A 24,187-nucleotide genomic window follows, 5' to 3' on the forward strand; every position below is an offset into this window, starting at 1 on the left:
AATTGACAGCCTCAGCACGCTCCATCGAGCTCACCCAGATCGCGGCATCCGCCGCTGATTCGAAGCAGGCATCCGATCTCGTCGCTCTCGACGTATCCGGCCCGCTTCCCCTCGCCGACATCTTCTTGCTCGCCTCCGGTCGCAATGAGCGCAACGTCGTGGCCATCGGCGAGGAGATCATCGACCGCTTCGCCGAGCAGGGCGTCAAGATCCTGCGCCGCGAAGGTCTCTCGGAGGGCCGCTGGGCTCTTCTCGACTTCGGCGACATCGTCGTGCACGTCTTCCACGAGGAAGACCGCATGTACTACTCGCTCGAGCGTCTCTGGAAGGACTGCCCTGTCGTTCCGATCGAGCTCGCGTCTTCGGAGGCCAGCGCCTGACGCTGACGACAGCCGGATCGCCTCTCGATTTTTCTTCAGCGGGATCCATGTTGTAAGCTAGGCAAGTTGTTTCGGCCCGGTGCGAAAGCCCAGGCGGAGACATGTTCGGGGCTGTGGCGCAGTTGGTAGCGCACCTGCATGGCATGCAGGGGGTCAGGGGTTCGAATCCCCTCAGCTCCACCGGAATCAAAAAGGGAACCGCCCGAGAGGGTGGTTCCTTTCTTTTTGCCCAAGTTCTTTTTGCCCAAGGCTGCCTGGGATCAGCCGACGGTGATGACGGGCTTCTCGACAAGATTGCACCCACGGTAACAAAGTGCAATACTGCACTTTGTGAATGAAAGTGCAATCGTCGATCGTCGTGAGCGGCGCCGTCTTGAGACGGCGTCACGTCTGACCTCCACTTCTCGACGGCTCACTGCCGAGCACGGCCTCGCCGGTTTCACCGTCGAGCAGCTCTGCGATGAGGTCGGTGTATCCCGACGCACGTTCTTCAACTACTTCCGCACCAAGGAGGATGCGGTCATCGGTGTCGATCCCGACGCCGAGTCGCAGATCTTCGCGGGGGAGTTCCTGGCCCGGGGGTCCCGTGGCTGGCCTGTCGTCATCGACGATCTGCTCGAGCTGGCTATCGAGCACTTCGGTACGCTCGAGGGCACAGCGCAGGAGCACGCGTACTTCTTCGCTGCTCTGGACCGAGAGCCTCGACTCCTTCAGCGCTTCATCGGCATGAGCAAGGAGCGCGAGCGGCAACTCGTCGCTCTCGTCGCCGAGCGCGAGAATGTCGCGGTCGATGATCTCCGGGCGCAGGCCGTCGCATACGTCCTGGTCGGTCTGCTGCGCAGCGTGGGCGAGCGCATGCATGCCCTCGCGGCCCCCCTCGACTTCACCTCCATCCTTACTGACTCCCTCTCTGCTGCACGCACCGTGCTCGCCGATTCCACTCCTCGAAAGGCCCACCCGTGACTACTGCCTCCATCGCCGAGAGGCCGATGCTCCTCACGAAGAGGCGCATCTGGATCATCTTCGGCGCCCTCATCGCCGGCATGCTCCTCTCGAGCCTCGACCAGACGATCGTCTCCACCGCCATGCCCACCATCGTCGGGCAGCTCGGCGGCGTCGAGCACCAGGTCTGGCTGACCACGGCCTACCTTCTCGCCACCACTATCGTGATGCCCGTGTACGGAAAATTCGGAGACGTGCTCGGCCGCCGCAACCTGTTCCTCATCGCGATCGCGCTGTTCACCATCGCGTCGGTCGGCTGTGCCTTCGCCGGCGACTTCACGCAGCTCATCGTGTTCCGTGCCATCCAGGGTCTGGGCGGCGGCGGTCTGATGATCCTGTCGCAGGCGATCATCGCCGACATCGTTCCGGCTTCCGAGCGCGGCAAGTACCTCGGCCCGCTGGGTGCGATCTTCGGCCTCTCCGCCGTCGGCGGACCCCTGCTCGGAGGCTTCTTCGTCGACCACCTCACCTGGCAGTGGGCGTTCTACATCAACATCCCCGTGGGCATCGCGGCCTTCGCGATCGCCTGGTTCGCGCTCCGGCTGCCGAGCAAGAAGGCGACGCAGCCGATCGACATCCTCGGCGTGATCCTGCTCTCGGCCTTCACGACCTGCCTCATCTTCTTCACCGACTTCGGCGGCGACAAGACCGACCACGGCTGGGCCGCGCCCGAGACCTGGATGTTCGGGGCCGGCATGATCGTCGCCGCGATCCTGTTCGTCATCGTCGAGGCTCGGGCGAAAGACCCGGTGATCCCGCTCGCCCTGTTCACGAACCGCACCTTCGTCAACGCGACCTTGATCGGGCTCACGCTGGGACTCGGCATGTTCTCGGCCATCGGCTTCATCCCGACCTTCCTCCAGATGTCGTCGGGCACCTCGGCGGCTGCATCGGGTCTGCTGATGCTGCCGATGATGGTCGGCCTCATCGGCACGTCGATCGTGTCGGGAGTCGCCATCACTCGCACCGGCCGCTACAAGCTCTTCCCGATCGTGGGAACGTTGCTGACCGCCGCGGCAATGGTGGCGATGACGACACTGACCGCTGATACCCCGATCTGGCTCATCTGCATCTTCCTGTTCGTCTTCGGCGCCGGCCTCGGCCTCATCATGCAGGTCGTCGTACTCGTGGCGCAGAACTCGGTGAATCCCTCGATGGTCGGCACTGCGACGAGCACGAACAACTATTTCCGCGAAGTGGGCGCCTCTCTCGGAGTCGCGGTGTTCGGCACCATCTTCACCACGCGCCTCTCAGAGAACCTCACGGCCGTCTTCACGAACGCCGGGGCCAGTGCGTCGGACGCCGCCGCATCGACGTCGACACTCGACCCGCAGACGCTGTCGCAGCTGCCCGACAGTGTGCGTGATGGCATCGTCACGGCCTACGCCGATGCGCTGGCGCCCGTGTTCTGGTTCCTGCTGCCCTTCATCGGACTCGCCTTCCTGCTCTCGCTCTTCCTCAAGCAGATTCCGCTGTCGGATGTGGCGGGACTCGTCGCCCGCGGAGAGGCTATTGGCGGAGACGAAGCCGAGCGTCTCGAGGCGGACGAGCGATCGGGTGTCGACTCTGGTTCGTCCCACGCCGATGCGGGCCGCCCGTCACGGGTCGACGATCGTCGATGATCGGGAGCGCCACAGGAGGGTGAGTCCGATGCCGATCACCGCTCCGAACACCGTCTCCACGAAGCGGTCAGCGATGAGCGCGCCTCCGTCGACCGCGTGTGCGAGTTCGATCATGCAGAGCGCGAGCGGGGTGACGAAGACCATGGTCAGTCCGTAGTTGCGGCCGATGAAGAGTTCGGCGGTCATCTGCAGTGCCACTACGACGGCGATGGTCGCTGCGGTCGGCAGGTCGATCGCGAAGATGAGCGCGGCGAGGCCGAGGCCGACGAGTGTTCCGAGGATCCGGTGACCGGCGCGCACGAGCCGTGCCGTCGCATCCGGCCCCGACAGGGCTGCGACGACCGCGACCATCGCCCAATACGGATGCCCGATTCCCGCGAGGGTGGGAACGATTCCGGCGACGAGGATTCCGGTCACGAGTCGGGCGATCGTCGAGACTTGTGCTGGTCGGGCAATCGCATCGCGGAACGAGACGGAGAATCGCGAGTGCGGCCGGATCCGCGCGGCAGGGTGGGCGAAGCCGACGACGCCGATGGCGAGCGAGAGCGCGGCACTGGCCGACGCGACGGCTAACGCCAGCCAGATCGACCCGGTCGTGCTCGGCACGGATGCGCACGCCGCGACCGCGAAGGTGGCGAACAGCGCGCCCGGTGGATGCAGGTCGGCGGCATCCGAGATGATCGTCACGACGGCCGCGACGACGGCGACGACGGGCACGACGATCCATTCGCGGGCCTCGAATATGCCGACGGTCGTTCCGATGACGACAGCTGCGACCAGCATCGCGGCGGCGAGCGACTGCATGCGTAGGCGGGGGAGATGGCTGTGGTTGCGTCCGTACAGTGCGGTGAATGCCCCGAATGCCGCGTAGAGCGACAGGTCGAGATGATCTGTGAGCCACAGCACGATCAGCGGCACGGCCATCGAGATGCCGGCCCGGACCGCCACCGTGTGAGCGCCTCTGTGCGGACCGAATGCCACGAGATGACGCGGGTGGGGAAGGATGGGCGAGCTCATTGGATATAGTTTACTAGTAAATTATTTTGTGGAGGTCCGATGACTGGCGCGGAGGTCAGTGGCACCGATCGCGGCGACGCGGTCGACGATATTCAGCGCGAGTGGCGCCGTATCAGACCGGACCTCGACCTCGAGGCAATCGGCGTCGTGGGGCGCGTGCTTCGTAGTGCGGCGTTGATCGTGCACCGCAGCGACGAGGTGCTCGCCGCTCACGGGCTCACGCGCGGGGAGTTCGACATCCTCGCCGTTCTCAGGCGATCCGCTACGCCGAGATCTCCTGGCGAGTTGCGTACGATCTCTCTCGCGACGGCTCCCTCGACCACGAAGAGGCTCAAGCAGCTCGAGGGGCGCGGGCTGGTGAGTCGTTCCATGAATCCCGCCGATGGCCGGGGAGCGTTGATCTCGTTGACGGCAGCGGGTCGAGACCTCGTCGACGAGGTGTTCCCTCTCCAGCTCTCGGCAGAGAACTCCCTTCTCGCGGGCCTGAAGGGTGATGAGCGCGCCGCACTAGCACGATCGCTCACGATGCTCCTCGCCAGCATCGAGCGATCCTGAGCGACGCCCGGCCACTCTCTATACTTCGACATATGCTCCGGGGGATGATCAGCGCGTCTCATCCGGGGCCGGCGATCGCCGTCACTCTCGTCACCGTCATCCTCGCAGTGGGAGTGGGCGTCGATCCGGCACGGATCGTGCTCGTGGGGGCGGCCATGCTCGCGGGCCAGCTGTCGATCGGGTGGAGCAACGACTGGATCGATGCCGATCGGGACTCGGCGGTCGCGCGCCCGGATAAGCCCATCGCATCCGGCGTGGTGAGTCGATCGGCGGTTCGTGGCGCCGCCATCGCTGCCGTCGTCGTCGCCGTGCCGCTGTCTCTGCTGCTCGGCCCGCTCGCCGCACTCGTGAATATCATCGGAATCGCGTCTGGGTGGAGTTACAACGCGTGGCTCAAGCGCACGCCGGCATCGGGAGTCCCGTATCTGGTCACGTTCGGAACGCTTCCGCTGTTCGTGACGCTGTCATTGATCGAGCCGCGGCCCGCGGCATGGTGGGCGATCGCTGTCGGAGCGCTGTTGGGCTTCGGGGCGCATTTCGCCAACGTTCTCCCTGACCTCGACGACGACGCCCGCACCGGGGTGCGAGGGCTGCCTCACATCCTCGGTCGTCGCCCGTCGGGTGTGGTCGCGTTCGCTTCCCTCGCGTTAGCCTCGCTCATCGCGTCGATCGGCATCGCGTCGTCGTCGCCCGAGTTGATCGCTGTTGCCGTGATCGGACTTGTCGCAGGCGTCGCCATCGCGGTGGCGGGGATTGCCCTGGCGCTCACCCGGCCGCCGACGCGGCTGCTCTTTCAGCTGATCATCGCCAGCGCGGTCGTCGACGTTGTTCTGCTGACGACGGCCGGCTCGAGTCTTGTCGGGCGCTGACCAGACGCGACTTATCAGACCTGGCCGGGTCAGTACCAGTGCGGTGATCTCGCGTTCCAGCTTGCCCAGGCATTGCAGGGTGTGCCGTAACGGCCGCTGATGTAGTCGAGTCCCCAGGTGATCTGGGTGGCTGCGTTGGTGGGCCAGTCGGCTCCAGCGCTGGCCATCTTGTTGGCGGGCAGCGACTGGGGGATGCCGTAGGCGCCGCTGTCGGGGTTGTAGGCATTGACGCGCCAGCCGGACTCGCCTGTCCAGAGTTGAACGAGACAGCTCTGCTGATCGCCGCCCCAGCCATAGGAGCCGAGCATGTTGAACGCGATCTGCTTCGCCTCGGCGGGTGACGCGACCGAGCCAGAATCGGGCACCCAGGAACTGCCATCGCCGCCAGCGTCGTTCGCCGCTTCCGCGGCCTCGGCTGCCGCTTTGCGAGCGGCCTCCTCGGCCGCCTTGGCGAGGCCATCTCGATAGCCCTGCTCGGCGGCGGCGGTCGTGTTCTTCAACGCTGCAAGCTGCTCGTACAGGGTGGCGCTGTGCGCCTGTTCCTCGACGACCTGGGCGTCGGCCGCCGCCTTGGAGTCTTTCGCCGCTGCGAGGGCGGTCTCTGCCTCGGTCGACAGCCGGTCGCGTTCGGCCAACGCGGCATCGGCCTGCTCTCTCAGAGACGTCGCGTTGTTGGCTGCGATCTCGGCGGCGTCGCGCAGGCCGACGGTCTGCGCCGTGAGTTGACTCATCGTGCCGAGCTTGTAGAGCAGCTGTTTCGACTTATCGCCGTTCAGCAACAGATTGGCCGTGCCGTTGTCGCCGCCGGACTTGTAGAGTTGCGCGGCGATCTGGCCGACCTGGCGCTTCGCCGCATCGGCCTTCGTCGAGGCCTCGGTCGCCCGGGTCTCGAGGTCGTCGGCCGAGGTCTGCGCCGCGTCTCGGTTGTACGTCGCGACAAGATATTCCTGGCCGCGCTTCAGCGCTTCGTTGCTGAGGGTGGTGGCCGTCGCCTCGAGCTCGTCGAGAAGGCCGCTGATCCGTTCTGCCTCGGCCTGGGCCGTGGCTTCGTTCTGCTTGGCCGCCTGCACGTCGTCCCAAGAGGGATAGTCGGCGGCGCGAAGCGGGCCTGCGGCAGCGCCCGCGAACGGCACCGCGACGAGCGCGGTGACCGTCGCGAGCACGCCGAAGAATCTCAGAACGGAATGGGCCATGATCTCCAGGGTAGGCGACGCTCTTTAGAATCCCGGGATTACCGGGACTTTAGGAGAAGATCGGATCGCGGGTGCGGCTGCGTTTGAGCTCGAAGAACCCGTCGTAGGACGCTGCTGCGACGATCCCGTCCCACAGGGCGAGTGCCTGCTCGCCGTGCGGTGCGGGCGAGATGACGGGGCCGAAGAAGGCGACGCCGTTCACGGCGATGATCGGAGTTCCGACATCGTCGCCGACCAGGTCGATGCCGCTGCGGTGGGATGCGCGCAACTCGGCCTCGAATTCGAATCGGCCATCGGCATCCGGAAGCGCCCGGTCGGCGATCGATGCGTCGAGCCCCGCCTCGGCAAGCGATTCCGCGACCACGGCCTCGACGTCGGTCGCCCGCTCGTCGAGATGGATGCGCCGGCCGAGCGCGTCGTACAGCGGCTTGAGCGTCTCTTCACCGTGCAACGCCTCGGCGGTCGCCACGACACGCGCGTAGCGCAGAGCGCGCGGAAAGAAGGCTCGGTAGGACTCGGGCACGTCGTTGTTCTCGTTCAGGATCGCGAGGCTCATGATGTGCCAGTGCACGTCGAGGTCGCGGTGGCCGGATACCTCGTCGACCCAGCGGCTCGTCATCCAGGCCCAAGGGCACGATGGGTCGAACCAGAAATCCACGCGTGTGTTGTCATTCGTCATTCTGCAATCTTCTCAACTGCCGTCCGACTATGTCGCCGCGTGACGACATTCACCGGCTATTCAGAATCTGGTTCGACTGAAGTGGAATAATCGCGGTGGTACATGCATTTGTATCGAAGTGGGTTCTGACCCACTCCCTTCTGTCTCAGACGAAAAGAGAAATCATGACCGACACGATCAACATCCCGGGTTACAAGGCCGGCACCTGGACTATCGATGCTTCGCACTCCGAGGTCTCGTTCAGCGTTCGCCACCTGCTCATCAGCAAGGTCAAGGGCAAGTTCGAGAAGTTCGACGCCACCTTCACCACGGGCGAGAACCCGCTCGACTCCACCGTCACGGCCAAGGCCGAGGTCGCTTCGATCAACACGAACGACGAGAACCGCGACGGTCACCTGCGCACCAACGACTTCTTCGACGCCCCCACGCACCCCGAGCTGACCTTCGTGTCGACCGGCATCCGCTACGAGGGTGGCGACTTCCTCGTCGACGGAGACCTCACGATCAAGGGCGTGACCAAGCCGGTCACGTTCGACCTCGAGTTCGGTGGATTCCAGGACGACCTGTACGGCAACTACAAGGCCGGACTGACCGCGACCACCAAGATCAACCGCAACGACTTCGGTGTCAGCTGGAACGCTCCCCTCGAGACCGGTGGAGTTCTCGTCGGCGACGAGGTCACCATCACGATCGACCTTCAGGCCTCGCTCCAGAAGTAGTTCTGTCGCGGATCATCCGCGTATCGAAGCCGTCGCCCGGAATCACCGGGCGGCGGCTTCGTCGTGTGCGGGCCGCGGTCGCGAGGGCATCAGGCCGAGGGCATCCAACGTCTCACCGGGGCGCTCGATGTGAGCGAAATGGCCGCAGTCGCCGATCTCGGCGAGTGTCGCGAGCGGGATCGCGCGAAGCAGGCCGGTGAGGTCGCGCGACGGTACGAACGAGTCGGCGTCGCCCCGCACGGCCCACACGGGGCACCGGATGCTCGCCCAGCGTCGCTGCAGGCCGTAGCCGCGGGTCGCCTCCGCGGCACGCACGAAACTGTCGGGCCGCACCTCGTCGGCCAGCGCGCTTACGACCGATCGCGGCACGAGACGTGGATGTCGGAAGAGCGGACTCACGGCGACGCGCAGCAGCCCGACGCGCCGAACGGCCCGCACGAGCCCAGCGCCGCGATCTCCACCCATCCGAAGCAGCCGGAACACGCCGAGCAGCAAAGTGAAGCCGGGAACGGCACCGAATGATCGCACCGGATGCTCGATGCTCGCGAGCACCGAGTAGCTCGTCGCCGAGACGAGGCGAACGGCATCGACACTCGCCGGGCGGGTCGCCGCGAGGTGCAGCGCGATGAAGGCGCCCAGGGAGTGGCCGACGATGTCGGCACGGGTGTAGCCGAGGTGCGTGACGACACGCCAGACCACATCGGCCAGCGAGTCGAGGGTGAGACGCGACCGGATGCGCGGGCCGGGCGAATCGCCCCACCCCGGCAGATCGATGGCCACCACATCGGCGAGCGGCGCTCCCGTGGCCCGGGCGGCCGCGAGAAGAGGCGTCCACGTCGTCCAGCTGCCGGCCGCGCCGTGCAGCAGCAGCGTGGCGGTCGATCCGCTTCGCGTCATCGAGCTGTGCACGCGGACTGACCCGAGTTCTGTCTCGACGGTGCTCGAGATGAGGCTCGACGCCGCCGGGTCGGCGTCGAGGCCGAACGGAGCGTAGCGCGGTGAGGAGGCATCGGCGGGAGTCATATCGAAGTGTCTTCGTTGTCGCACGGGCGCACGGATTGCCGCAGACCTCAGGAGTCGGCGATCGTCGTCTCACCCTGGTCGAGCCCCAGGTATCGGGCGTACCGTCGGGCGGCCTTCACGTAGCGGGCGGTGACCGTGGAGGTCATCGGCGCGAACGTCGACGCTGCGATGTCGACCGAAGCCCGTCGAATCGTTCGCCGCCAGGTGCCGACCACCTGACCGTTCGAGACGACCATCGGCAGGAAGATGCCGTTCGAGCCGGGCACGACGCGGGCGCTGTGCTCTCGAGCCAGCACGGCATCGCGGTTCTCGTAGCCCAGGAGGTATTCGTCGAAGCCGGGGAGCAGAACGAGCCCGGGTACGACGGGCTCGTCTGCCTGGTCTGCCGCCAGATAGTAGGTCGTGCCATCGACCTCTATGCGGCGAAGTCTGTCGCCGGCGCCCTCGATGCCTCGTCTCGCCTCCGGCACCAGGACTTTGCTCCACCAGAGGAGATCGCGAAGCGTCGCCGGGCCGTGCGACGTGAAGTAGCGCACCGCGAGTTCGGCGAGTGCCTCATCGGGGGAGAGCTGGCGCGGCTCCGTCACCCATTCGTCGGTCAGCACCACGGACTGCCCCGTGGCCCCCATCGGACCGAAGCAGATGAGGCCGGCATGGGCCAGGTACCAGATGATGTGGCTACCGCGCTGATGGTCGGTGGCGACGCCGGCAGCATCGAGCTCGGCGAGCAGGGCCGCCCGCGACAATCGCCCACCCCCTTGCAACGAGCTGCGGACGACACCGGCGGCGCGCGAGAAGGTCTGTTCGTCGAGCCCCAGGCCGGCGTGTCTCGTCTTCGCGCCGCGGAGAGTTCTGTCGCGGGTGAGGGCGAGCATCCAGCCGAGGTCTGCCGCGGGCGTCACATGGAGTGTTCCCCGGAAGGGCCATGACCGCACGATCGAGCCCTCGGTGAATGCGCGGTCGACGTCGGCGAGCGTGGAGCCCGGGCTGCGCACGCCCAGAGCCCACTGCGCCGACGACAGGTCTTGCGCCTGTGTCGCGAGCATCGAGAAAGCTACTTCTGCGGGTGAGGAGAGTGCGCTCGCCGCCAGGTGCTGGGAGACCAGCCTGAGGTTCGCGATCCGAGCGCGGTCTGTGCGTCGCATGCGTTTATTCTGTCGCGCCGGGCGCCTGTGCCGCCGCATTCACGAGGCCTCGCGCTCCTGGCGCTGCTGTGTCTGCTGCCATTGCGCCCAGAGAGCCTTCAAGTCCCAGGCGTTCGTCGCCTCGATCGAGACTCCCCGTTCTCCTGTGCGTCGCGTCTTGCCTTGGATGACCATGAGCTTGGTGCCGAACAGCAGAGGGCCGGCCCGGTCTTGCGCCTCCTCGAAGAAGGTGGAATCGGAGCAGCCCGAGCCATCGTCGAGGCTGATGAACACGACGCGTTTGCCGCTGCGCATCGGGGGCGTCTGTGTCGCCACTCGGATTCCGGCCACCAGCACGGTCGTGCCGTTCCAGCAGTTGAGGAGTTCGCTGGCGGGCATCACACCGAGTTCGTCGAGCAGGGGGCGGTAGCTCTCGATCACGTGCTCGCTGACCTCCATCTGCAGAACGTCGAGCTCGGTCGCAACGCGCTCGACCATGCTCGGTTCGCTCGTGACCTCCGTCAGCTGTTCTCTGTCGTCGACGAAGATCGGCAGGGTGGGTTGGACATTCCGGGTCGCGGGACGTTTGCCCCGTGCGATCAGCTCGCGCACTCGGGCCATCACGTCGCCGCGTGATGCGTGTCCGTCACCGGCCGCATCATCTCTCGTGGCCAGTGAATCGAGGGCGCCGACCAGCCCGAGCCTGGTGAGAAGGGCGCGCGATGGAGCCGCGCGCTGATAGAAGTCGCCGATGCCCACGTACGGCTGATTGGCGAGGATGCGCTCGAGTTCGGCCCCGGTGATTCCGTGCACATCGCTCAGCGACAGCCGGATGCCGAGGATCACGTCGTCGGGATCGGCGAGCACACCCTGCGGCCGAGGCGGTTCGATGCGCTCGACCGTATAGACCTCTCGTGACGCGCTGACATCGAGTGGCAGGATCGGCACACCCATGCGCCGTGCCTCGGCCAGCAGTAGTCGTTTCGGGTACATGCCGGGGTCGTGGGTGAGCAGAGCCGCCACGAATTCGGCGGGATAGTGGGTCTTGAGCCACGCGCTCTGAAAGGTCGGCAGGGCGAAGGCGGCTCCGTGCGCCTTGCAGAAGCCGAAGGATCCGAACCCTTTGAGCACGGCCCAGATGCGCTCGATTGCCTGATCGTCGTAGATGCGCGCGCCGTCGCTATCGACGTTCGCTGCGGTCTGTCGACGGAATCGTTCTTCGACACGGGCCTCGGGGTCTTCGATCGTTCTCCTCATCTCGTCGCCCTCGGCGAGCGAGACGTTCATGCAGGCCGCGAAGATGCGCAGGATCTGCTCGTGGTAGATCACGACGCCGTAGGTGCTCTCGAGAAAGGGGCGGAACGTCGGGTGCAGATACTGCGGCTGGGCGAAGCCGTGCTTCGTGTCGAGGAACGGCGCCACCATGTTGCCCTTCATCGGTCCGGGCCGGAACAGGGAGATGTCGGCGATCAGATCTTCGAACTCCGTGGGCTGCATCTTGCCGATCAACTCGCGTTGGCCCGGGCTCTCGATCTGGAACATGCCGAGGGTGCGCGTGGTTCGGATCGCCTCGAAGGTGGCCTCGTCGTCGAGGGGAATCTCGTCGAGCTCGATGACGCCGTCGGCGCTGACGTAGCGCGCATCGACCGGCAGGCCGCCGGCGTGGGCCGCTCGGCGCCCATGGATGCGACGGATCTCGGACACGGCGTAGGCCAGCGTGCTCTGCATGCGCACGCCGAGTACATCGAGCTTCAACAGCCCGGCGTCATCCATATCGTGTTTGTCGTACTGGCTCATGGGCAGGCCCATGCCGCTCGGCTGCACGGGCGTGGTGTTGAGGAGCCCGTCGTTGCCGAGGATCACGCCGCACGGATGCATGCTGATGTGGCGAGGGAGACGATCGAGTCGTTCTGTGAGATCGACGAGCATGTCGATCTGGGCGTCGTTCTTGACGAGAGCGGCGATCTCTCGGAGTTCGGGCTTCTCGGAGAGCACTTGGCGAAAATCGCGAGCGTTGAAACGCCAGAGGTTGGTGGCGACGAGGTCGATCTGAGCGTCGTCGAGACCGAGGGCGAGGCCGGCGTCGCGCGCTGCGCCTCGTGCACGATAGGTGTTCTGCATCGACATGAGGCTCACGCGATTCTCGCCGAATCGTTCGAAGATGGCGCGGTAGATGTCGTGACGGCGGGCGGACTCGACGTCGATGTCGATGTCGGGCAGCGTCGAGCGCTTGTTTCCCAAGAATCGCTCGAACAACAGATCGTGCCGTGCCGGGTCGACGTTGGAGATGCGCAGGAGATAGTTCACCAGGCTGCCGGCGCCGGAGCCTCGCGCCTGGTTGCGCACGTTCATCGACCGCATCAGCGCCGAGACCTCGGCCACGGTGAGAAAGTAGCTGGCGAAGCCGAATCGGCCGATCGTCTCGATCTCTGTGTCGAGCCGGGTCTTCAAGGACTCGAGCTCGCTCGACCGGGCAGCTCCGTAGCGCTCGAGAAGGCCCGACTCACTGCGTCGACGCAGCTCGACGAGCGGATCGCCGTCGACGCCGAGGACGGTGTGCGAGGGAATCTTCGGCTGCCGCCACGCGAGGTCTGCTCGGGGGTCGAGTCTGCAGGTGTCGGCCAGGCGCTCGGTCTGCGACAGCAACTGCTCGGCGGCTGATCGGGGCAGTGCCGAGTGATCGACGATGAGGAAGGCGAGGCGCCTCATGGCAGCGGCCGATTTGAGCCAGGCCTGAGCATTGGGTTGGGGCTGGAACGCGCCCAGGGGGCGGAGTCGATCGGCCGCGTCGAGCACGTCACCGGTGACCGCGTCGTCGGGTCGCAGGTATCTCACGGCGTTGCTCAGCACCGCGGGTACGCCCACGCTGTCGGCGAGTTCGAGCATGCGCGCGGCATGACGGATGCTGGCGCGATCTCCCGGTTCAGTGAGGTGGCATACGACCTCGACCGCGATCGCGCCGGGCAGCAGCCTCTTCCACTCGGCCAGCATGGATGCGGCGAGTGGGAGATCTGCGGCGGCTACCGCCTGCGCCACGTCGGAATCAGGGCCGAGCAATACTGTGGCGACCGGGCCGGACTCGCCGATGAGGAACCCGTTGGGACGGGAGCGCTGGATGCCGACATCGCTCGGACGCCGCGGCATGCCGTCGCCCGCAGGACTGTGGGCGGCACTGATCAGCCGACAGAGTGCAGCCCACCCCTCACCGGAGTTGTGCCCGTGCGCCAGGACCGTGATGCGCGCGGGAGCCGAGGCCGGGGGAGCCGAGGCCGGGGGAGCCGAGGTTGGGGGAGCCGGGGAATCGGCCTGTCTGCCCGGGGTCGAGGTGCGCCTCGTTCGCTCTGGCAGCAGAGCGAGATCGACACCCACGACCGCGTCGATGCCCGCGGCTATGCAGGCCCGCACGTGCCGGATGGCGCCGTAGAGGCCGTCGCGATCGGTGATGGCCGCGACCTCGGCGCCGTCGCTCACAGCGGAAGCGACCAACGCCTCGGGCTGGGATGTTCCGAAGTGCGCAGAGTATGCCGACGCGACATGCAGGTGGGTGAATCGGGGCATCGGCGTCAGGCGAAGAGCTGCGTGTCGAGAACGTCGTCGAAGGCACGGGACATGTGCCACTCGCCCGGTGCAGAGCGCAGGGCGAGATCGAACGTGCCGTCGCGGCGCGGCATACCGACGGTGAGCGGTACGGCATCGACGCGCCACATCTCACGATCGATCAGGGCCCCGCCCGTGCCGAGAGAGGCCCTGCCGTCGAGCAGCCACCAGGGTCGCCGCGCGAACCAGCGTTCGGGTGCGCTGATGACTCCGTAATGCACTCCGCGCCACTCGAATCTCAGGGGAGAGCCGTCGTCGGACAGCTCGACGGTGACGGGTTCTTCGATGTTCATGGCCGCTCTCCAATCGGGAGACATTCGAATATATCTTCTATATTCGAAGTGTACGAACCGGCACCGACATCCGCCACTCGCCCCAGCGTGGCGTGCGAGTGCGACTATGTGACGGTGTGCACGACACCACCGACGACCACGCCGAGAAGGGTCGTCCACCCGATGATGGCGAGACCCTGCCAGAACAGCACGCGTCGAGCGGCTACTCCCGACGCGGTGAGCATCGTCGCCGTGAACTGCGTCGGCAGCAGCAGAGGCCCGAGCAGACTGACTCCGGGAACGCCGTAGCGGTCGAGCGCGCGCTGGAATTTCACCCAGCGAGCCGTCTTTCGGCCCGACTCCGGTGCATCCACGTCTGCGTTCTCGTCATGCGCCACGGAACCGGCGCCGACCAGGGTCACCTCGCGGGCCTCGGCGCGGTTTCGTCGGTGGCTCATGATCGCCGAGCGTGTTCTCGAGCTCAGCGTCACGAGCACGAGTACGCAGAGGAAATTGCCGGCGATACCGGCGAGCACGGCGGCCACGGGATGCACCCCGCCGATCACGCCGATGACGGCGGCCCCCTCGCCCTCGATGAAGGGTACGGCGCCGGCCAGTGCGACGATCAGCGGTTGAACGAGCTCGGGAACCTGGGCGACCAGATCCTGGAAGCGGGGGATGAGGTCCATGGTGTGACTCCTTCTCGTGTGGCGGCACCCGGATCGACGGGGCCTTGTCATGCTCAAGCCCAGCGCACGAGCTGCCCCATCGACAGTGTCGGTCTGTCACCTCCTGTCGGGCCTTATGCCCGCCGAGGCCGTGACATCTGTCACGCGCCTATGGTGGTGGACGTGACGCATCCCGCAGACTCTCGCCGAGCATCCGACACGACCGGGCGACCAGGCTCGACGACGGCGCGGGGAGTCGTCGCCACCTGGTGGTACACGGCGTCTGCGGTCGTGTTCTTCGAGGTCGTCATCGTGCTGATCTGGGTGGCGACGCTGATCCAGAGAGGAGAGCAGGCGGCGACACTGCTCGTGGTCTCGGCTGCGGGACTGATCTGGATCGCCTCGACCCTGCCGCTGGTGCGCACCTATCGGCATCGCACGGGTGAGACGACGAGCCTGCCCGGCCGCTCTGTGCTCGTGCCGCTGCTGGTGGCTGTGGCCGCCGGTGCCGTCGTCTTCTCGGTCAGCGGTCTCTGGTTGATGCTCGCGCTGCCGCTGGCGCAGTCTCTGCAGCTGCTCGACTGGCCGCGCCCCGTGCGCCTGCGCCTGGTGATCGTCGTCACGGTGCTGCTGGTGTGTCTCTGGGGGCTCGACGTCAATGGCACCTTCGCGGGGCCGGGAGGCGGTGACTATTTCGTGTTCGGCTTCTACACGAGCGTTCTTCCGCTGATGACGGTGTTCTCGCTCTGGTGGTGGGACGTTCTCATCGCGCTCGACCGCGCCCGGATCTCCGAGTCGCGCCTTGCCGCCGCGGAGGAACGCTTGAGCGTCGCGACAGACGTGCACGACCTGCAGGGTCATCATCTGCAGGTGATCGCCCTGCAGCTGGAGCTGGCCGAGCGGCTGCTCCCCGATGACAGAGATGCCGCGCTTCAGCAGCTTCGCGCGGCGCGAGTGAGCGTCGACGATGCCCGCCAGGGAACCCGAGACCTCGCCACCCGCTTCCGCTCCGTGCCCCTTCCCGACGAGCTGGCCAACGCCCGGGACCTCCTCCGTGCGGCGGGCATGGCAGCAGACACGCGTGTCTCACCGGATGCGGCCGGCGCTCCTGCCTCGATCTTCGGGCCCGTCATCCGTGAGACGACGACGAATGTGCTCCGTCACGGTGGCGGACGACGGGCCGCACTGGCGCTGACCCATGGCGGCGAGCAGTGGCGCTACGAGATCCGAAACGACACCGAGGAATCCGACCCGATGATCCTCGCCGACAACCGCGGATCGGGTCTCGACGGCATCGCGCGGCGCGTGGGCGCGGCTGGCGGTTCCCTGACCGTGACGACAGACGACGGCGAGTTCCGCGTGGTCGTCACTGTTCCGGACGGCCAGGCGGTGCGAGCATGATCCGGGTGCTTCTCGCCGACGACGAGGCGATGATCCGCTCCGCCCTCGCGGCCCTGTTGCGCCTCGAGGGCGACATCGACGTGATCGCCGAATGCGCCGACGGCGAGGAGGCCGTCGCCGAGGCCGAGCGGCTGAAGCCCGATGTGTGCCTTCTCGATCTCGAGATGCCCGGCCTCGATGGAGTCGAGGTCGCCGAGCGGCTCCGACGCACGGTCAGCGCGCGGTGCGTCGTGGTCACCCGTCATGCGCGCCCCGGCGTGCTGAGGCGCGCGCTCGCGGCCGGAGTGGCCGGCTTTCTGCCCAAGTCGCGGGATGCCGGAGAAGTTGCCGCGGTCATCCGACGGGTCATGGCGGGAGCCCGATACGTCGACCCGGAGATGGCGGCCGATGCCCTCAGCGACGAACGCTGCCCGCTCACCGATCGAGAGCTCGATGTCCTCCGCGTCGGCCGTCGGGGCGAGACGACCGCCCAGATCGCCCGGCAGCTGAAGCTCGCGCCCGGAACGGTGCGCAATCACGTATCCGCTGTGCTCGCGAAGCTCGCCGTCGATACTCGTCAGCAGGCCGTGTTCGTCGCCCAGGAACGCGGCTGGATCTAGCGCGGGAGAAGCTAGAGGATGCCGGCCTCGGTGAGCTGGGAGGAGATGCCGGCACCATCGGGAGCGTAGACCCATGTCGCGCCGGTCTGCTCGGTGTGCACCTCGTCGTTCGAGCGGCCTCCGGCCAGAACGGCCTCGCTCGGTGAGAGCTGCCTGATCGCCACAGCGGCGATGCTGTCGGGGAAGTCGATGGCGAAGTCCGCGTAGATCTCCTCGTCGTGCTGCCCGTCGTCTCCGATGAGCAGCCAGCGCACGTCGGGGAACTCGCGTGCGAGCCGCCGCAGGTTCTCGCGTTTGTGCTCGCGCCCGCTGCGGAACCAACGATCGTGCGTGGGCCCCCAATCGGTGAGAAGCAGGGGGCCCGCGGGGTAGAGGTTGCGCGAGAGGAACCGGCTGAGCGTCGGCGCGACATTCCATGCACCCGTAGAGAGGTAGATGACGGGGGAGCTGGGGTTCTCCGTCGTGAGGCGTTCGAGCAGCACGGCCATGCCTGGCGTGGGCACCCGAGCGTGCTCGTCGAGCACGAAGGTGTTCCAGGCAGCCAACAATGGTCGCGGAAGCGCCGTGACCATGACGGTGTCGTCGATGTCGCTGACGACGCCGAAACGTGTGGAGGGATCGAGCACGAAGAGGGGAGCCTCGACGGTCTGACCACCCTCGATTCCGATGGTGATGGTCTGCCAGCCCGGTTCGAGCGCCACCTCGACGACCGCATCCACGACGCCGCCCCGATCCGCTGCAACGGTGTGAGACCGCCCACCGGCCTCGACCGTCACGGAGGCGTTGCCGAAGGGGACGCTCGTGAAGCTCCGCCAGCCACGCACGCTCTCGTGCTGCGTTCGGGCCTTGCGTTCCTCTCGCGAGCCAGGCCTGGTCGGCGTCGTCAGCAACACCCGCGCGAGCACCCGTACCCAGCTCGTCGATCCATAACCCGCGTAGGGGATGACCGTGGGCACCTTGCCTCTGGCCTGCGCGCGTTTCTGCCGGAACTCGTGCACCGCGTCTTCGATGCGAGCCGCGCGGTGAATGATGACTTCGGCGCCCTGCTTGGCCGAGAGGGGCTTATCCGATTTCCGCACAATCCAGTGTCGCACGCATCCGATTTGCGCGGCGGTCAGTCGACGGGCTGCACCAGCTCCGGGAAGTCGTTGCCGACGGTGCCCACGGCAGCCCCGACGGTGTGGAACACCATGTCCTCGGCGAGTTCCTCCGCCGCCAGCGAGATCTCGGAGAGCAGCACAGCATCTCCCGTCGTGCGCGGGTCGAGCCAGTCCTCCATGAGGCCCGGCTCGAGGAACACGGGCATGCGCTCGTGCAGCGACGCCAGCGGCCCGGCTCCCGCGCGGGTCAGGATGGTCGTCGAGAGCAGCCAGCGCGCAGGATCGTCGGCGGCGACGGCGGGATTGCGCCACCACTCGTACAGTCCGGCGAAGAGGATCGTCTCGTCGTCGCCGGATGAGACGAACTGCGGTGTCTTGCCGCCGTCGGGCGCGACCAGCCACTCGTAGTATCCCGAGGCCGGTATCGCTGCGCGGCGCGCGGCCACCGCCTCGCGGAACGCGGGTTTCTCGGCGGCCGTCTCGATGCGCGCGTTGAACAGGGGCGCGGATGCCGCGGGCTCGGTCGCGAACGCCGGAACGAGCCCCCAGCGGGCCGGCTCGAGCCGCCTCAGCACGGCCGGCGCGTCTTCGTCGGTGGCGGCGGCGCGATTGACCGCGTCGATGATCACCGGGATCCGCTGCGTCGGCGCCACATTCCACGATGGCTCGGGTAGCCCGGCGCCCTCGATGTCGACATCGAAGAGGGCGACCAGATCACTGGCTGCACGGGACACGACGAAACGACCACACATGTGCTCCATTCTGCCGCCTCCGCATAACTAGTATGATCAGAACGTCCCCTATGAAAGGATCGGCGCCGTGCCCAGCAACGTCTTCGAGGAAACCCGCGCCGACGCCGTACAGGTGCGCAACGAACCGATCCAGGCCCGCAGCTCGGATCGCATCGCGGCTCTTCTCGACGCGGCAGCAGCGGTTGTCGACGAGGTCGGAATCGAGCGCCTCACAACGGCCCTCGTGGCAGATCGCGCCGAAGCCTCCATCGGCACCGTCTACCGGTACTTCCCCGACCGCATCGCGGTTCTGACCGCACTCAGCACTCGCAGTGTCGATCGTTTCCTGCGTCAGTTCGAGTCCGATCTCGCCGAGAAGCAGCCCGAGACCTGGGTCGACGCGGTCGTCGTCTCAATCGGGTCGTCGGTCACCATGCACCGCAACGAGGTGGGCTTCACGTCCATCCGGCTGGGCGATCTCGTATCGTCGCCCGAGACCGATGTCTCGCGCATCAAGACGCACCGCATCGCGCAGACTCTCCGCGACGTGTTGATCGACAGCTATGGCATGCCGCAGGCCGAGTCTCTCCTGACCGGGCTCGAGGTCGCAGTGACCATGATCGACGCGCTCCTCGTGCGGGCTTTCTTGCTCACTGGCAAGGGCGACGCGACGATCATCGGCGAGTGCGAGAAGGTCGTGCGCGCCTACCTCACTACCTATGACAGCGAAGCGCACCGGGCCTGATCTAGGGCGAGCCGCACTCTAGCCTGCCGGACACAGTTCGTCACGCGCGCCTCGCATGCTTTGCCTATTGGGCCGGGTCATGTTTGGCTGATGTCACACGCGTGCGCACAAGCGCGCCAGACGAACGGGCCATGACATGATCGAATTCCGTCAGGTCTCGAAGCGCTTTCCCGACGGCACTCTGGCCGTCGAGGACTTCAGCCTCGTGATCCCGTCGCGCAAGACCACGGTCTTCGTCGGGTCCTCCGGCTGCGGAAAGACCACCATCCTCCGCATGATCAACCGCATGATCGACCGAACGTCGGGTTCGATCGAGATCGACGGCGAAGATATCGTCGGCCTCGACAAGGTGAAGCTGCGCCGCCGGATCGGCTACGTGATGCAGAACTCCGGGCTGCTTCCACACCGCAAGGTGGTCGACAACGTCGCTACCGTGCCACTCCTGAACGGGGTTGCGAAGAAGGAGGCGCACGCCCGAGCCCTCGAGCTCCTCGACACGGTGGGCCTCGATCGCTCACTGGCGAACCGCTACCCGAGTCAGCTCTCGGGCGGCCAGCAGCAGCGTGTGGGAGTCGCACGCGGCCTCGCGGCCGACCCGAACATCCTGCTGATGGACGAGCCGTTCGGCGCGGTCGACCCTCTCGTGCGTGCCGAGTTGCAGCACGAACTCATCCGCCTGCAGCGGGAGCTCGACAAGACGGTCGTCTTCGTCACCCACGACATCGACGAGGCCTTCCTCCTGGGCGACCAGGTCGTGATCCTGCAGAAGGGCGGCGTGATCGTGCAGAAGGGATCGCCCACGGAGATCCTCACCGCACCGGCGAACGACTTCGTGGCCGATTTCATTGGAGCGACCAAGGGCAAGAGGGCGCTGCACATCGACCGACGCGACGGTCGCGACGTGGTGCTCGACAGCGAGGGCCGCGCCGCGGGTGTGCTCGTAGAGGGGTCGACGGGCACCGGCGAAGAAGTCCCCACATGAATTGGGTCATCGAGAACCTGCCCCTCATCGGGCAGCGCACGCTCGAGCACCTGGCGCTCAGCATCCCGCCCATCGTTCTGAGCTTCGTGCTCTCGGTGCCGCTCGGCTGGGTGGCGAACCGTTATCGCCTCAGTCGCGGAGTGTTGCTCACCGTGCTCGGCCTGCTCTACGCGATCCCGTCTCTGCCGCTGCTGATCGTCCTTCCGATCATCCTCGGAACGGGGGCGAGGGACTCGATCAACGTCGTCGTGGCGCTCACGCTCTATGGAATCGCTCTGATGGTGCGCACGACGTCGGATGCCCTCGGCTCGGTGTCATCCGACATCAGCCAGTCGGCCACCGCGATGGGATTCTCGCCGTGGACGCGCTTCTGGAAGGTCGATCTGCCGTTGGCGGGGCCGGTGCTGCTCGCGGGCATCCGAGTCGTTGCCGTCAGCACCGTCAGCCTGGTGACCGTCGGCGCGGTTCTCGGCATCAAGAGCCTCGGGCTCCTGTTCACCGACGGACTGCAGCGCAACATCGTGGCGGAGGTGCTCGCCGGTATGGTCGCCACCATCGCCCTCGCGCTGCTCATCGACGCAGCGCTCGTGCTCCTCGGTCGTCTACTGATGCCCTGGGCACGTGCGACCCGGACGTCGTCCACGCGCCGCTCCCGACTGACCGCAGAGGCGGCCGCATCGTGAATCTGCTCATCGACGCCTTCGCCTGGATCTTCGACCCGGCACATCTCGGGGGACCGAACGGCATTCCGATCCGTCTCGTGCAGCACCTCACGATCAGCCTGGCCGTGCTCGTCATCGCGAGCGTGATCGCCATCCCTCTGGGGTATCTCATCGGTCACACCGGTCGCGGTCGCAGCCTGGCCGTGAGCCTGACCGGTGGATTCAGGGCGCTGCCCACCCTCGGTCTGCTCATCATCGTCGCGCTCTGGCTCGGGATCGGCATCGAGGCTCCCATCATCGCGCTGGTGGTGCTGGCCATCCCGCCGGTCCTGGCCGGCGCCTACTCCGGTTTCGAGGCGATCGATCGCCGCACGATCGACTCCGCTCGTGCCGTGGGCATGACAGAGGGTCAGATCGTGCGCAAGGTCGAGGTTCCGCTCGGCCTCCCTCTGCTGATCGGGGGGCTTCGCTCGGCCACCCTGCAGATCATCGCCACGGCGACGCTCGCCGACTACGTCGGGGCCGGCGGCCTCGGTCGCTTCATCTTCGTCGGCCTCAAATCCAACGACTACTCGCAGATGCTCGCGGGATCACTGCTGGTGATCGCGCTTGCGTTGATCAGCGAGGGAATCTTCGCGCTGCTGCAGAAGTTGGTCGTACCACGCGGCGTTGTCGCAAATCAGAACGCAGATGTCCGCACGCCGTCATCCCGACGCGTCGCGGTGGTGGGGTCTCCCACCGAAGAGAGGAAATAGCGATGTTCACAGCAAACATTAAGAAGGGCCGGATCGCCGCAAGCGTTATCGCGGTCGGTGCCGTGGTGGCACTGGCAGGGTGCGCAACATCCGATCCGCTGGACGCCGGATCCACTAATGCGGCCAGCACCGACTCCATCGTCATCGGCTCGCAGGACTACTACTCGAGCGAGATCATCGCCGAGATCTATGCCCAGGCGCTCGAGGCGAACGATTACACCGTCGATCGCCAGTTCCGCATCGGCCAGCGCGAGGTCTACCTCCCCGAGATCGAGGACGGCAAGATCGACCTGTTCCCTGAGTACACGGGAAGCCTGCTGCAGGCGCTCAAGCCCGACACGAAGGCGACGACGAGCGACGAGGTCTACACCGAGCTAGAGTCCGCGCTGCCGGAGGGCCTTCGTGTGCTCGACAAGTCCGAGGCGTCCGACCAGAACTCGTACACGGTGACAGAGGCCTACGCCAAAGAGAACAAGCTCACCGACATCGCGTCGCTGAAGAACGTGAAGACCCCGATCGTGGTCGGCGGCAACGCCGAGCTCGAGACCCGGCCCTACGGCCCGGCCACGCTGAAAGAGAAGTACGGAATCGACACGACGTTCCAGTCGATCGAGGACTCCGGCGGACCTCTCACGGTCAAGGCGCTGGTCGACAACACGATTCAGCTCGGCAACATCTACACCGCCGACCCGAACATCAAGTCGAACAACCTCGTCGCGCTTGCCGACCCCGATGGTCTGTTCGTCGCCGACAACGTGGTTCCGGTCGCATCGAAGAAGGTCGACGACAAGGCCGCCGACATCATTAACAAGGTCAGCGCCGCACTCACGGAGGAAGACCTGGTCGACCTCAACGCGCAGAGCGTGAACGACCAGAAGTCGGCCGATGTCATCGCCAAGGCCTGGCTCGACGACAAGAAGCTCTTCTAGAGTCTCGTCACCGCAAACGGGCCCGTCGACTGGTGTCGGCGGGCCCGTTTGTTGTCGGTCGATGCGTCTCAGCCGGTGGCGAAGAATCCGAGAAGTGCCACAGCGTTGAAGACCATGTGGGCGACGATGCCCGGCCCGAGCCGCCCGGTGCGCGTCGCCAACACGGCGTTCGCCAGTCCGAGAATGAGCGTCGCGCTTCCGAGTACGACGAGCGTCGCGAGGTCACGCGCCTGATACAGATGCATGGCCATGAACGCGGCCGACGAGATGAGTACGCTGGCCAGCAGCGCGCCTCGCCTGCGCGCCGAACTGGGCGGAGTAGTGCGCGGCTGCGATGCGCGGCCGCGCAGAATGCGGTGTCGGATGGCTCTCAGCAGCAGACCTCGAAAGAAGAGTTCTTCGACCACGGGCGCAATGAGGGTGGTGGCGACCACCGTATTGAGAACGATCCAGAAGATATCGCTCTGCATCGGCACGTTGCTGGTGGGCGTGCCGCCGGTCAGCCGGAGCAGCGGGATCGCGACGATGAGTCCAGCGATCTTGGCCGCGATCCCGACGCCGAACCCGATCGCGAGATCGACGGGCCGAAAGCGCAGACCGAAGTCGCGGGCGAGAGATCCGGTTCCACGTGAGCGAGCTGCCCGAAGCGCCGTCACGAACAGCGCGCCGTACCCGGCGAGGATGGCGGCGAAGAGCAGGGGACTCTGTGCCCACGCCGGCAGAAACAGGGCGAGGACGTTCACGACGACGATGATGGCGAGGAACAGCCCGATCCCGATGAAGAACTGGGGCAGGCCCCAGCGGATGGCCGAGGCCGGACGGTAGTCGATCGACGAGTAGTCGTCGGATGCGTCAGCGGGGGTGTGTGCCCGGATCGGCGGTGTCGGGGGAGTCGAGTTCGTCATTCATATGCCTCTCCTCACCGCGTGCGATGAGCTTCTTCACGATGAGCACCACGATAACGAAGACCACGATGACCGCCACGAAGATGTACCCGGCGAAATGCAGCTTGTCGGCCAACTCGCGGTAGCTGCCCGCGGCGATCGATCCGGCCGTGACATAGGCGAACGACCACAGGATGCACGCGGGTAACGTCCACGCGATGAATCGACGGTAGGTCATCGTGCTCATGCCCACGGTAACGGGGATGAGGGAGTGCAGAACGGGCAGGAAGCGTGACAGGAATACGGCGATGCCGCCGCGGCGATCGAGGTAGCGCTCGGCACGTTGCCAGTGCCGCTCTCCGATGCGGCGGCCGAGTCGTGAATGGCGGATGCGCGGGCCGAAGTAGCGGCCAAGCATAAAACCGATACTCTCGCCGCACAGAGCGCCGAGGATCGAGGCCAGCGCGAGCGCGACGTATTGCACCGGTCCCTGAACCCCCGTGGCGGAGACGAGCAGAACCGTGTCTCCCGGCACGATGAGTCCGAGCAGAATGCTCGTCTCGAGCAGCATGCCGACACCGGCGATGAGGGTCCGCCACACGGGATCGACACTGGACACCGTGTCGAGGATCCAGGTGAGAATCTCGTTCACGACCCGAGCCTACGACCTGTCGTTCTC

The 24,187-nt window shown here is 66.3% G+C and carries 25 protein-coding genes and 1 tRNA gene; 14 read left to right on the plus strand and 12 right to left on the minus strand.

The features are described from left to right. Positions 1 to 2: 2 nt before the first annotated feature. From rsfS to CCK87_RS04515, 4 genes are all read left to right on the plus strand, one after another. Entirely contained in the window at positions 3 to 380 is a 378-nt protein-coding gene (rsfS, locus tag CCK87_RS04500; RefSeq protein ID WP_055852647.1) for a ribosome silencing factor, read from the plus strand. A 107-nt stretch (positions 381 to 487) separates the two neighbouring features. After that, positions 488 to 560: transfer RNA gene (locus CCK87_RS04505), tRNA-Ala, on the plus strand. A gap of 150 nt (positions 561 to 710) precedes the next feature. Beyond that, positions 711 to 1,343: a TetR/AcrR family transcriptional regulator gene (locus CCK87_RS04510; protein WP_170927137.1), complete on the plus strand. Its 633-nt coding sequence runs from the start codon at positions 711 to 713 to the stop codon at positions 1,341 to 1,343. Positions 1,344 to 1,369: 26 nt separating this feature from the next. Further along, positions 1,370 to 3,004 (plus strand): MDR family MFS transporter, encoded by a 1,635-nt coding sequence (locus CCK87_RS04515; protein ID WP_086460389.1) that lies wholly within the window; start codon positions 1,370 to 1,372, stop codon positions 3,002 to 3,004. On the opposite strand, the gene CCK87_RS04520 is transcribed toward CCK87_RS04515, so the two are convergent. Then, a complete protein-coding gene (locus CCK87_RS04520; RefSeq protein ID WP_086460225.1) occupies positions 2,981 to 4,021 on the minus strand; it encodes an FUSC family protein in 1,041 nt (346 codons plus the stop codon). The genes CCK87_RS04515 and CCK87_RS04520 overlap by 24 nt on opposite strands. Before the next feature lie 39 nt (positions 4,022 to 4,060). Here CCK87_RS04520 and CCK87_RS04525 point away from each other — a divergent pair, with 39 nt between their 5' ends. Together CCK87_RS04525 and CCK87_RS04530 are read left to right on the plus strand one after the other, a co-directional pair. Further along, positions 4,061 to 4,576 (plus strand): MarR family transcriptional regulator, encoded by a 516-nt coding sequence (locus CCK87_RS04525; RefSeq protein ID WP_086460226.1) that lies wholly within the window; start codon positions 4,061 to 4,063, stop codon positions 4,574 to 4,576. A 44-nt stretch (positions 4,577 to 4,620) separates the two neighbouring features. Continuing rightward, positions 4,621 to 5,445 (plus strand): UbiA family prenyltransferase, encoded by an 825-nt coding sequence (locus CCK87_RS04530; protein WP_249273702.1) that lies wholly within the window; start codon positions 4,621 to 4,623, stop codon positions 5,443 to 5,445. A 29-nt stretch (positions 5,446 to 5,474) separates the two neighbouring features. Here CCK87_RS04530 and CCK87_RS04535 read toward each other — a convergent pair whose 3' ends face one another. Both CCK87_RS04535 and CCK87_RS04540 read right to left on the minus strand, forming a co-directional pair. After that, positions 5,475 to 6,638 (minus strand): hypothetical protein, encoded by a 1,164-nt coding sequence (locus CCK87_RS04535; protein WP_249273703.1) that lies wholly within the window; start codon positions 6,636 to 6,638, stop codon positions 5,475 to 5,477. A 49-nt stretch (positions 6,639 to 6,687) separates the two neighbouring features. After that, entirely contained in the window at positions 6,688 to 7,317 is a 630-nt protein-coding gene (locus CCK87_RS04540; RefSeq protein WP_086460228.1) for a DsbA family protein, read from the minus strand. 164 nt (positions 7,318 to 7,481) lie between these two features. Here CCK87_RS04540 and CCK87_RS04545 point away from each other — a divergent pair, with 164 nt between their 5' ends. Next, on the plus strand, positions 7,482 to 8,036 hold the full coding sequence (locus CCK87_RS04545; protein WP_086460229.1) for a YceI family protein: 555 nt from the start codon (positions 7,482 to 7,484) through the stop codon (positions 8,034 to 8,036). Positions 8,037 to 8,078: 42 nt separating this feature from the next. On the opposite strand, the gene CCK87_RS04550 is transcribed toward CCK87_RS04545, so the two are convergent. The 5 genes from CCK87_RS04550 to CCK87_RS04570 all read right to left on the minus strand — a co-directional run bounded on the left by CCK87_RS04550 (position 8,079) and on the right by CCK87_RS04570 (position 14,741). Beyond that, on the minus strand, positions 8,079 to 9,059 hold the full coding sequence (locus tag CCK87_RS04550) for an alpha/beta hydrolase (protein ID WP_086460230.1): 981 nt from the start codon (positions 9,057 to 9,059) through the stop codon (positions 8,079 to 8,081). A 47-nt stretch (positions 9,060 to 9,106) separates the two neighbouring features. After that, complete coding sequence (locus CCK87_RS04555) at positions 9,107 to 10,204, minus strand: winged helix DNA-binding domain-containing protein (RefSeq protein WP_170927138.1); 1,098 nt, start codon at positions 10,202 to 10,204, stop codon at positions 9,107 to 9,109. 39 nt (positions 10,205 to 10,243) lie between these two features. Further along, positions 10,244 to 13,741, minus strand: a complete 3,498-nt coding sequence (dnaE, locus tag CCK87_RS04560) for a DNA polymerase III subunit alpha (protein ID WP_086460232.1) — start codon at positions 13,739 to 13,741, stop codon at positions 10,244 to 10,246. Between the two features lie 5 nt (positions 13,742 to 13,746). Beyond that, positions 13,747 to 14,073, minus strand: coding sequence for a DUF6504 family protein (locus tag CCK87_RS04565; RefSeq protein WP_086460233.1), 327 nt, complete (start codon positions 14,071 to 14,073; stop codon positions 13,747 to 13,749). 104 nt (positions 14,074 to 14,177) lie between these two features. Further along, positions 14,178 to 14,741: a small multidrug efflux protein gene (locus CCK87_RS04570; RefSeq protein ID WP_086460234.1), complete on the minus strand. Its 564-nt coding sequence runs from the start codon at positions 14,739 to 14,741 to the stop codon at positions 14,178 to 14,180. A gap of 162 nt (positions 14,742 to 14,903) precedes the next feature. On the opposite strand from CCK87_RS04570, the gene CCK87_RS04575 reads away from it, so the two are divergent. Together CCK87_RS04575 and CCK87_RS04580 are read left to right on the plus strand one after the other, a co-directional pair. After that, a complete protein-coding gene (locus CCK87_RS04575) occupies positions 14,904 to 16,121 on the plus strand; it encodes a histidine kinase (RefSeq protein WP_249273704.1) in 1,218 nt (405 codons plus the stop codon). After that, a complete protein-coding gene (locus tag CCK87_RS04580; protein ID WP_055774428.1) occupies positions 16,118 to 16,720 on the plus strand; it encodes a response regulator transcription factor in 603 nt (200 codons plus the stop codon). Before CCK87_RS04575 ends, CCK87_RS04580 begins: the two co-directional genes overlap by 4 nt. A gap of 11 nt (positions 16,721 to 16,731) precedes the next feature. Here CCK87_RS04580 and CCK87_RS04585 read toward each other — a convergent pair whose 3' ends face one another. Both CCK87_RS04585 and CCK87_RS04590 read right to left on the minus strand, forming a co-directional pair. Beyond that, entirely contained in the window at positions 16,732 to 17,799 is a 1,068-nt protein-coding gene (locus tag CCK87_RS04585; protein ID WP_249273705.1) for a phosphatase domain-containing protein, read from the minus strand. A gap of 35 nt (positions 17,800 to 17,834) precedes the next feature. Beyond that, positions 17,835 to 18,572, minus strand: a complete 738-nt coding sequence (locus tag CCK87_RS04590; RefSeq protein WP_086460392.1) for an SOS response-associated peptidase — start codon at positions 18,570 to 18,572, stop codon at positions 17,835 to 17,837. Between the two features lie 67 nt (positions 18,573 to 18,639). Between CCK87_RS04590 and CCK87_RS04595 the strand changes: the two genes are divergently transcribed. The 5 genes from CCK87_RS04595 to CCK87_RS04615 all read left to right on the plus strand — a co-directional run bounded on the left by CCK87_RS04595 (position 18,640) and on the right by CCK87_RS04615 (position 22,624). Beyond that, a complete protein-coding gene (locus CCK87_RS04595) occupies positions 18,640 to 19,296 on the plus strand; it encodes a TetR/AcrR family transcriptional regulator (RefSeq protein WP_170927139.1) in 657 nt (218 codons plus the stop codon). A 136-nt stretch (positions 19,297 to 19,432) separates the two neighbouring features. Beyond that, positions 19,433 to 20,278: an ATP-binding cassette domain-containing protein gene (locus CCK87_RS04600; protein WP_086460237.1), complete on the plus strand. Its 846-nt coding sequence runs from the start codon at positions 19,433 to 19,435 to the stop codon at positions 20,276 to 20,278. After that, positions 20,275 to 20,961: an ABC transporter permease subunit gene (locus CCK87_RS04605; protein ID WP_086460238.1), complete on the plus strand. Its 687-nt coding sequence runs from the start codon at positions 20,275 to 20,277 to the stop codon at positions 20,959 to 20,961. Before CCK87_RS04600 ends, CCK87_RS04605 begins: the two co-directional genes overlap by 4 nt. Then, the gene (locus CCK87_RS04610) at positions 20,958 to 21,695 is read left to right on the plus strand and encodes an ABC transporter permease (protein ID WP_086460239.1); all 738 of its coding nucleotides are present in this window, start codon (positions 20,958 to 20,960) and stop codon (positions 21,693 to 21,695) included. Before CCK87_RS04605 ends, CCK87_RS04610 begins: the two co-directional genes overlap by 4 nt. A gap of 2 nt (positions 21,696 to 21,697) precedes the next feature. Then, complete coding sequence (locus CCK87_RS04615; protein ID WP_086460240.1) at positions 21,698 to 22,624, plus strand: ABC transporter substrate-binding protein; 927 nt, start codon at positions 21,698 to 21,700, stop codon at positions 22,622 to 22,624. 68 nt (positions 22,625 to 22,692) lie between these two features. On the opposite strand, the gene CCK87_RS04620 is transcribed toward CCK87_RS04615, so the two are convergent. Continuing rightward, a complete protein-coding gene (locus CCK87_RS04620) occupies positions 22,693 to 23,529 on the minus strand; it encodes a CPBP family glutamic-type intramembrane protease (protein WP_086460241.1) in 837 nt (278 codons plus the stop codon). After that, positions 23,477 to 24,160 carry a DedA family protein gene (locus CCK87_RS04625; RefSeq protein ID WP_086460242.1) on the minus strand — a complete coding sequence of 228 codons (684 nt, stop codon included), beginning with the start codon at positions 24,158 to 24,160 and terminating at the stop codon, positions 23,477 to 23,479. The genes CCK87_RS04620 and CCK87_RS04625 overlap by 53 nt, the downstream gene beginning before the upstream one ends. Positions 24,161 to 24,187: the final 27 nt, after the last annotated feature.

This window comes from Agreia sp. VKM Ac-1783 (genome assembly GCF_900177765.1).
Taxonomy (GTDB): domain Bacteria; phylum Actinomycetota; class Actinomycetes; order Actinomycetales; family Microbacteriaceae; genus Agreia.

Excerpts from the sequence above, each read along its gene's own strand:
- CCK87_RS04515 (WP_086460389.1), top strand. The coding sequence starts at position 1,370 with ATGCTCCTCACGAAGAGGCGCATCTGGATCATCTTCGGCGCCCTCATC.
- CCK87_RS04520 (WP_086460225.1), bottom strand. The coding sequence starts at position 4,021 with ATGAGCTCGCCCATCCTTCCCCACCCGCGTCATCTCGTGGCATTCGGT.
- CCK87_RS04525 (WP_086460226.1), top strand. The coding sequence starts at position 4,061 with ATGACTGGCGCGGAGGTCAGTGGCACCGATCGCGGCGACGCGGTCGAC.
- CCK87_RS04530 (WP_249273702.1), top strand. The coding sequence starts at position 4,621 with ATGATCAGCGCGTCTCATCCGGGGCCGGCGATCGCCGTCACTCTCGTC.
- CCK87_RS04535 (WP_249273703.1), bottom strand. The coding sequence starts at position 6,638 with ATGGCCCATTCCGTTCTGAGATTCTTCGGCGTGCTCGCGACGGTCACC.
- CCK87_RS04540 (WP_086460228.1), bottom strand. The coding sequence starts at position 7,317 with ATGACGAATGACAACACACGCGTGGATTTCTGGTTCGACCCATCGTGC.
- CCK87_RS04545 (WP_086460229.1), top strand. The coding sequence starts at position 7,482 with ATGACCGACACGATCAACATCCCGGGTTACAAGGCCGGCACCTGGACT.
- CCK87_RS04550 (WP_086460230.1), bottom strand. The coding sequence starts at position 9,059 with ATGACTCCCGCCGATGCCTCCTCACCGCGCTACGCTCCGTTCGGCCTC.
- CCK87_RS04555 (WP_170927138.1), bottom strand. The coding sequence starts at position 10,204 with ATGCGACGCACAGACCGCGCTCGGATCGCGAACCTCAGGCTGGTCTCC.
- dnaE (WP_086460232.1), bottom strand. The coding sequence starts at position 13,741 with ATGCCCCGATTCACCCACCTGCATGTCGCGTCGGCATACTCTGCGCAC.
- CCK87_RS04565 (WP_086460233.1), bottom strand. The coding sequence starts at position 14,073 with ATGAACATCGAAGAACCCGTCACCGTCGAGCTGTCCGACGACGGCTCT.
- CCK87_RS04570 (WP_086460234.1), bottom strand. The coding sequence starts at position 14,741 with ATGGACCTCATCCCCCGCTTCCAGGATCTGGTCGCCCAGGTTCCCGAG.
- CCK87_RS04580 (WP_055774428.1), top strand. The coding sequence starts at position 16,118 with ATGATCCGGGTGCTTCTCGCCGACGACGAGGCGATGATCCGCTCCGCC.
- CCK87_RS04590 (WP_086460392.1), bottom strand. The coding sequence starts at position 18,572 with ATGTGTGGTCGTTTCGTCGTGTCCCGTGCAGCCAGTGATCTGGTCGCC.
- CCK87_RS04600 (WP_086460237.1), top strand. The coding sequence starts at position 19,433 with ATGATCGAATTCCGTCAGGTCTCGAAGCGCTTTCCCGACGGCACTCTG.
- CCK87_RS04605 (WP_086460238.1), top strand. The coding sequence starts at position 20,275 with ATGAATTGGGTCATCGAGAACCTGCCCCTCATCGGGCAGCGCACGCTC.
- CCK87_RS04615 (WP_086460240.1), top strand. The coding sequence starts at position 21,698 with ATGTTCACAGCAAACATTAAGAAGGGCCGGATCGCCGCAAGCGTTATC.
- CCK87_RS04620 (WP_086460241.1), bottom strand. The coding sequence starts at position 23,529 with ATGACGAACTCGACTCCCCCGACACCGCCGATCCGGGCACACACCCCC.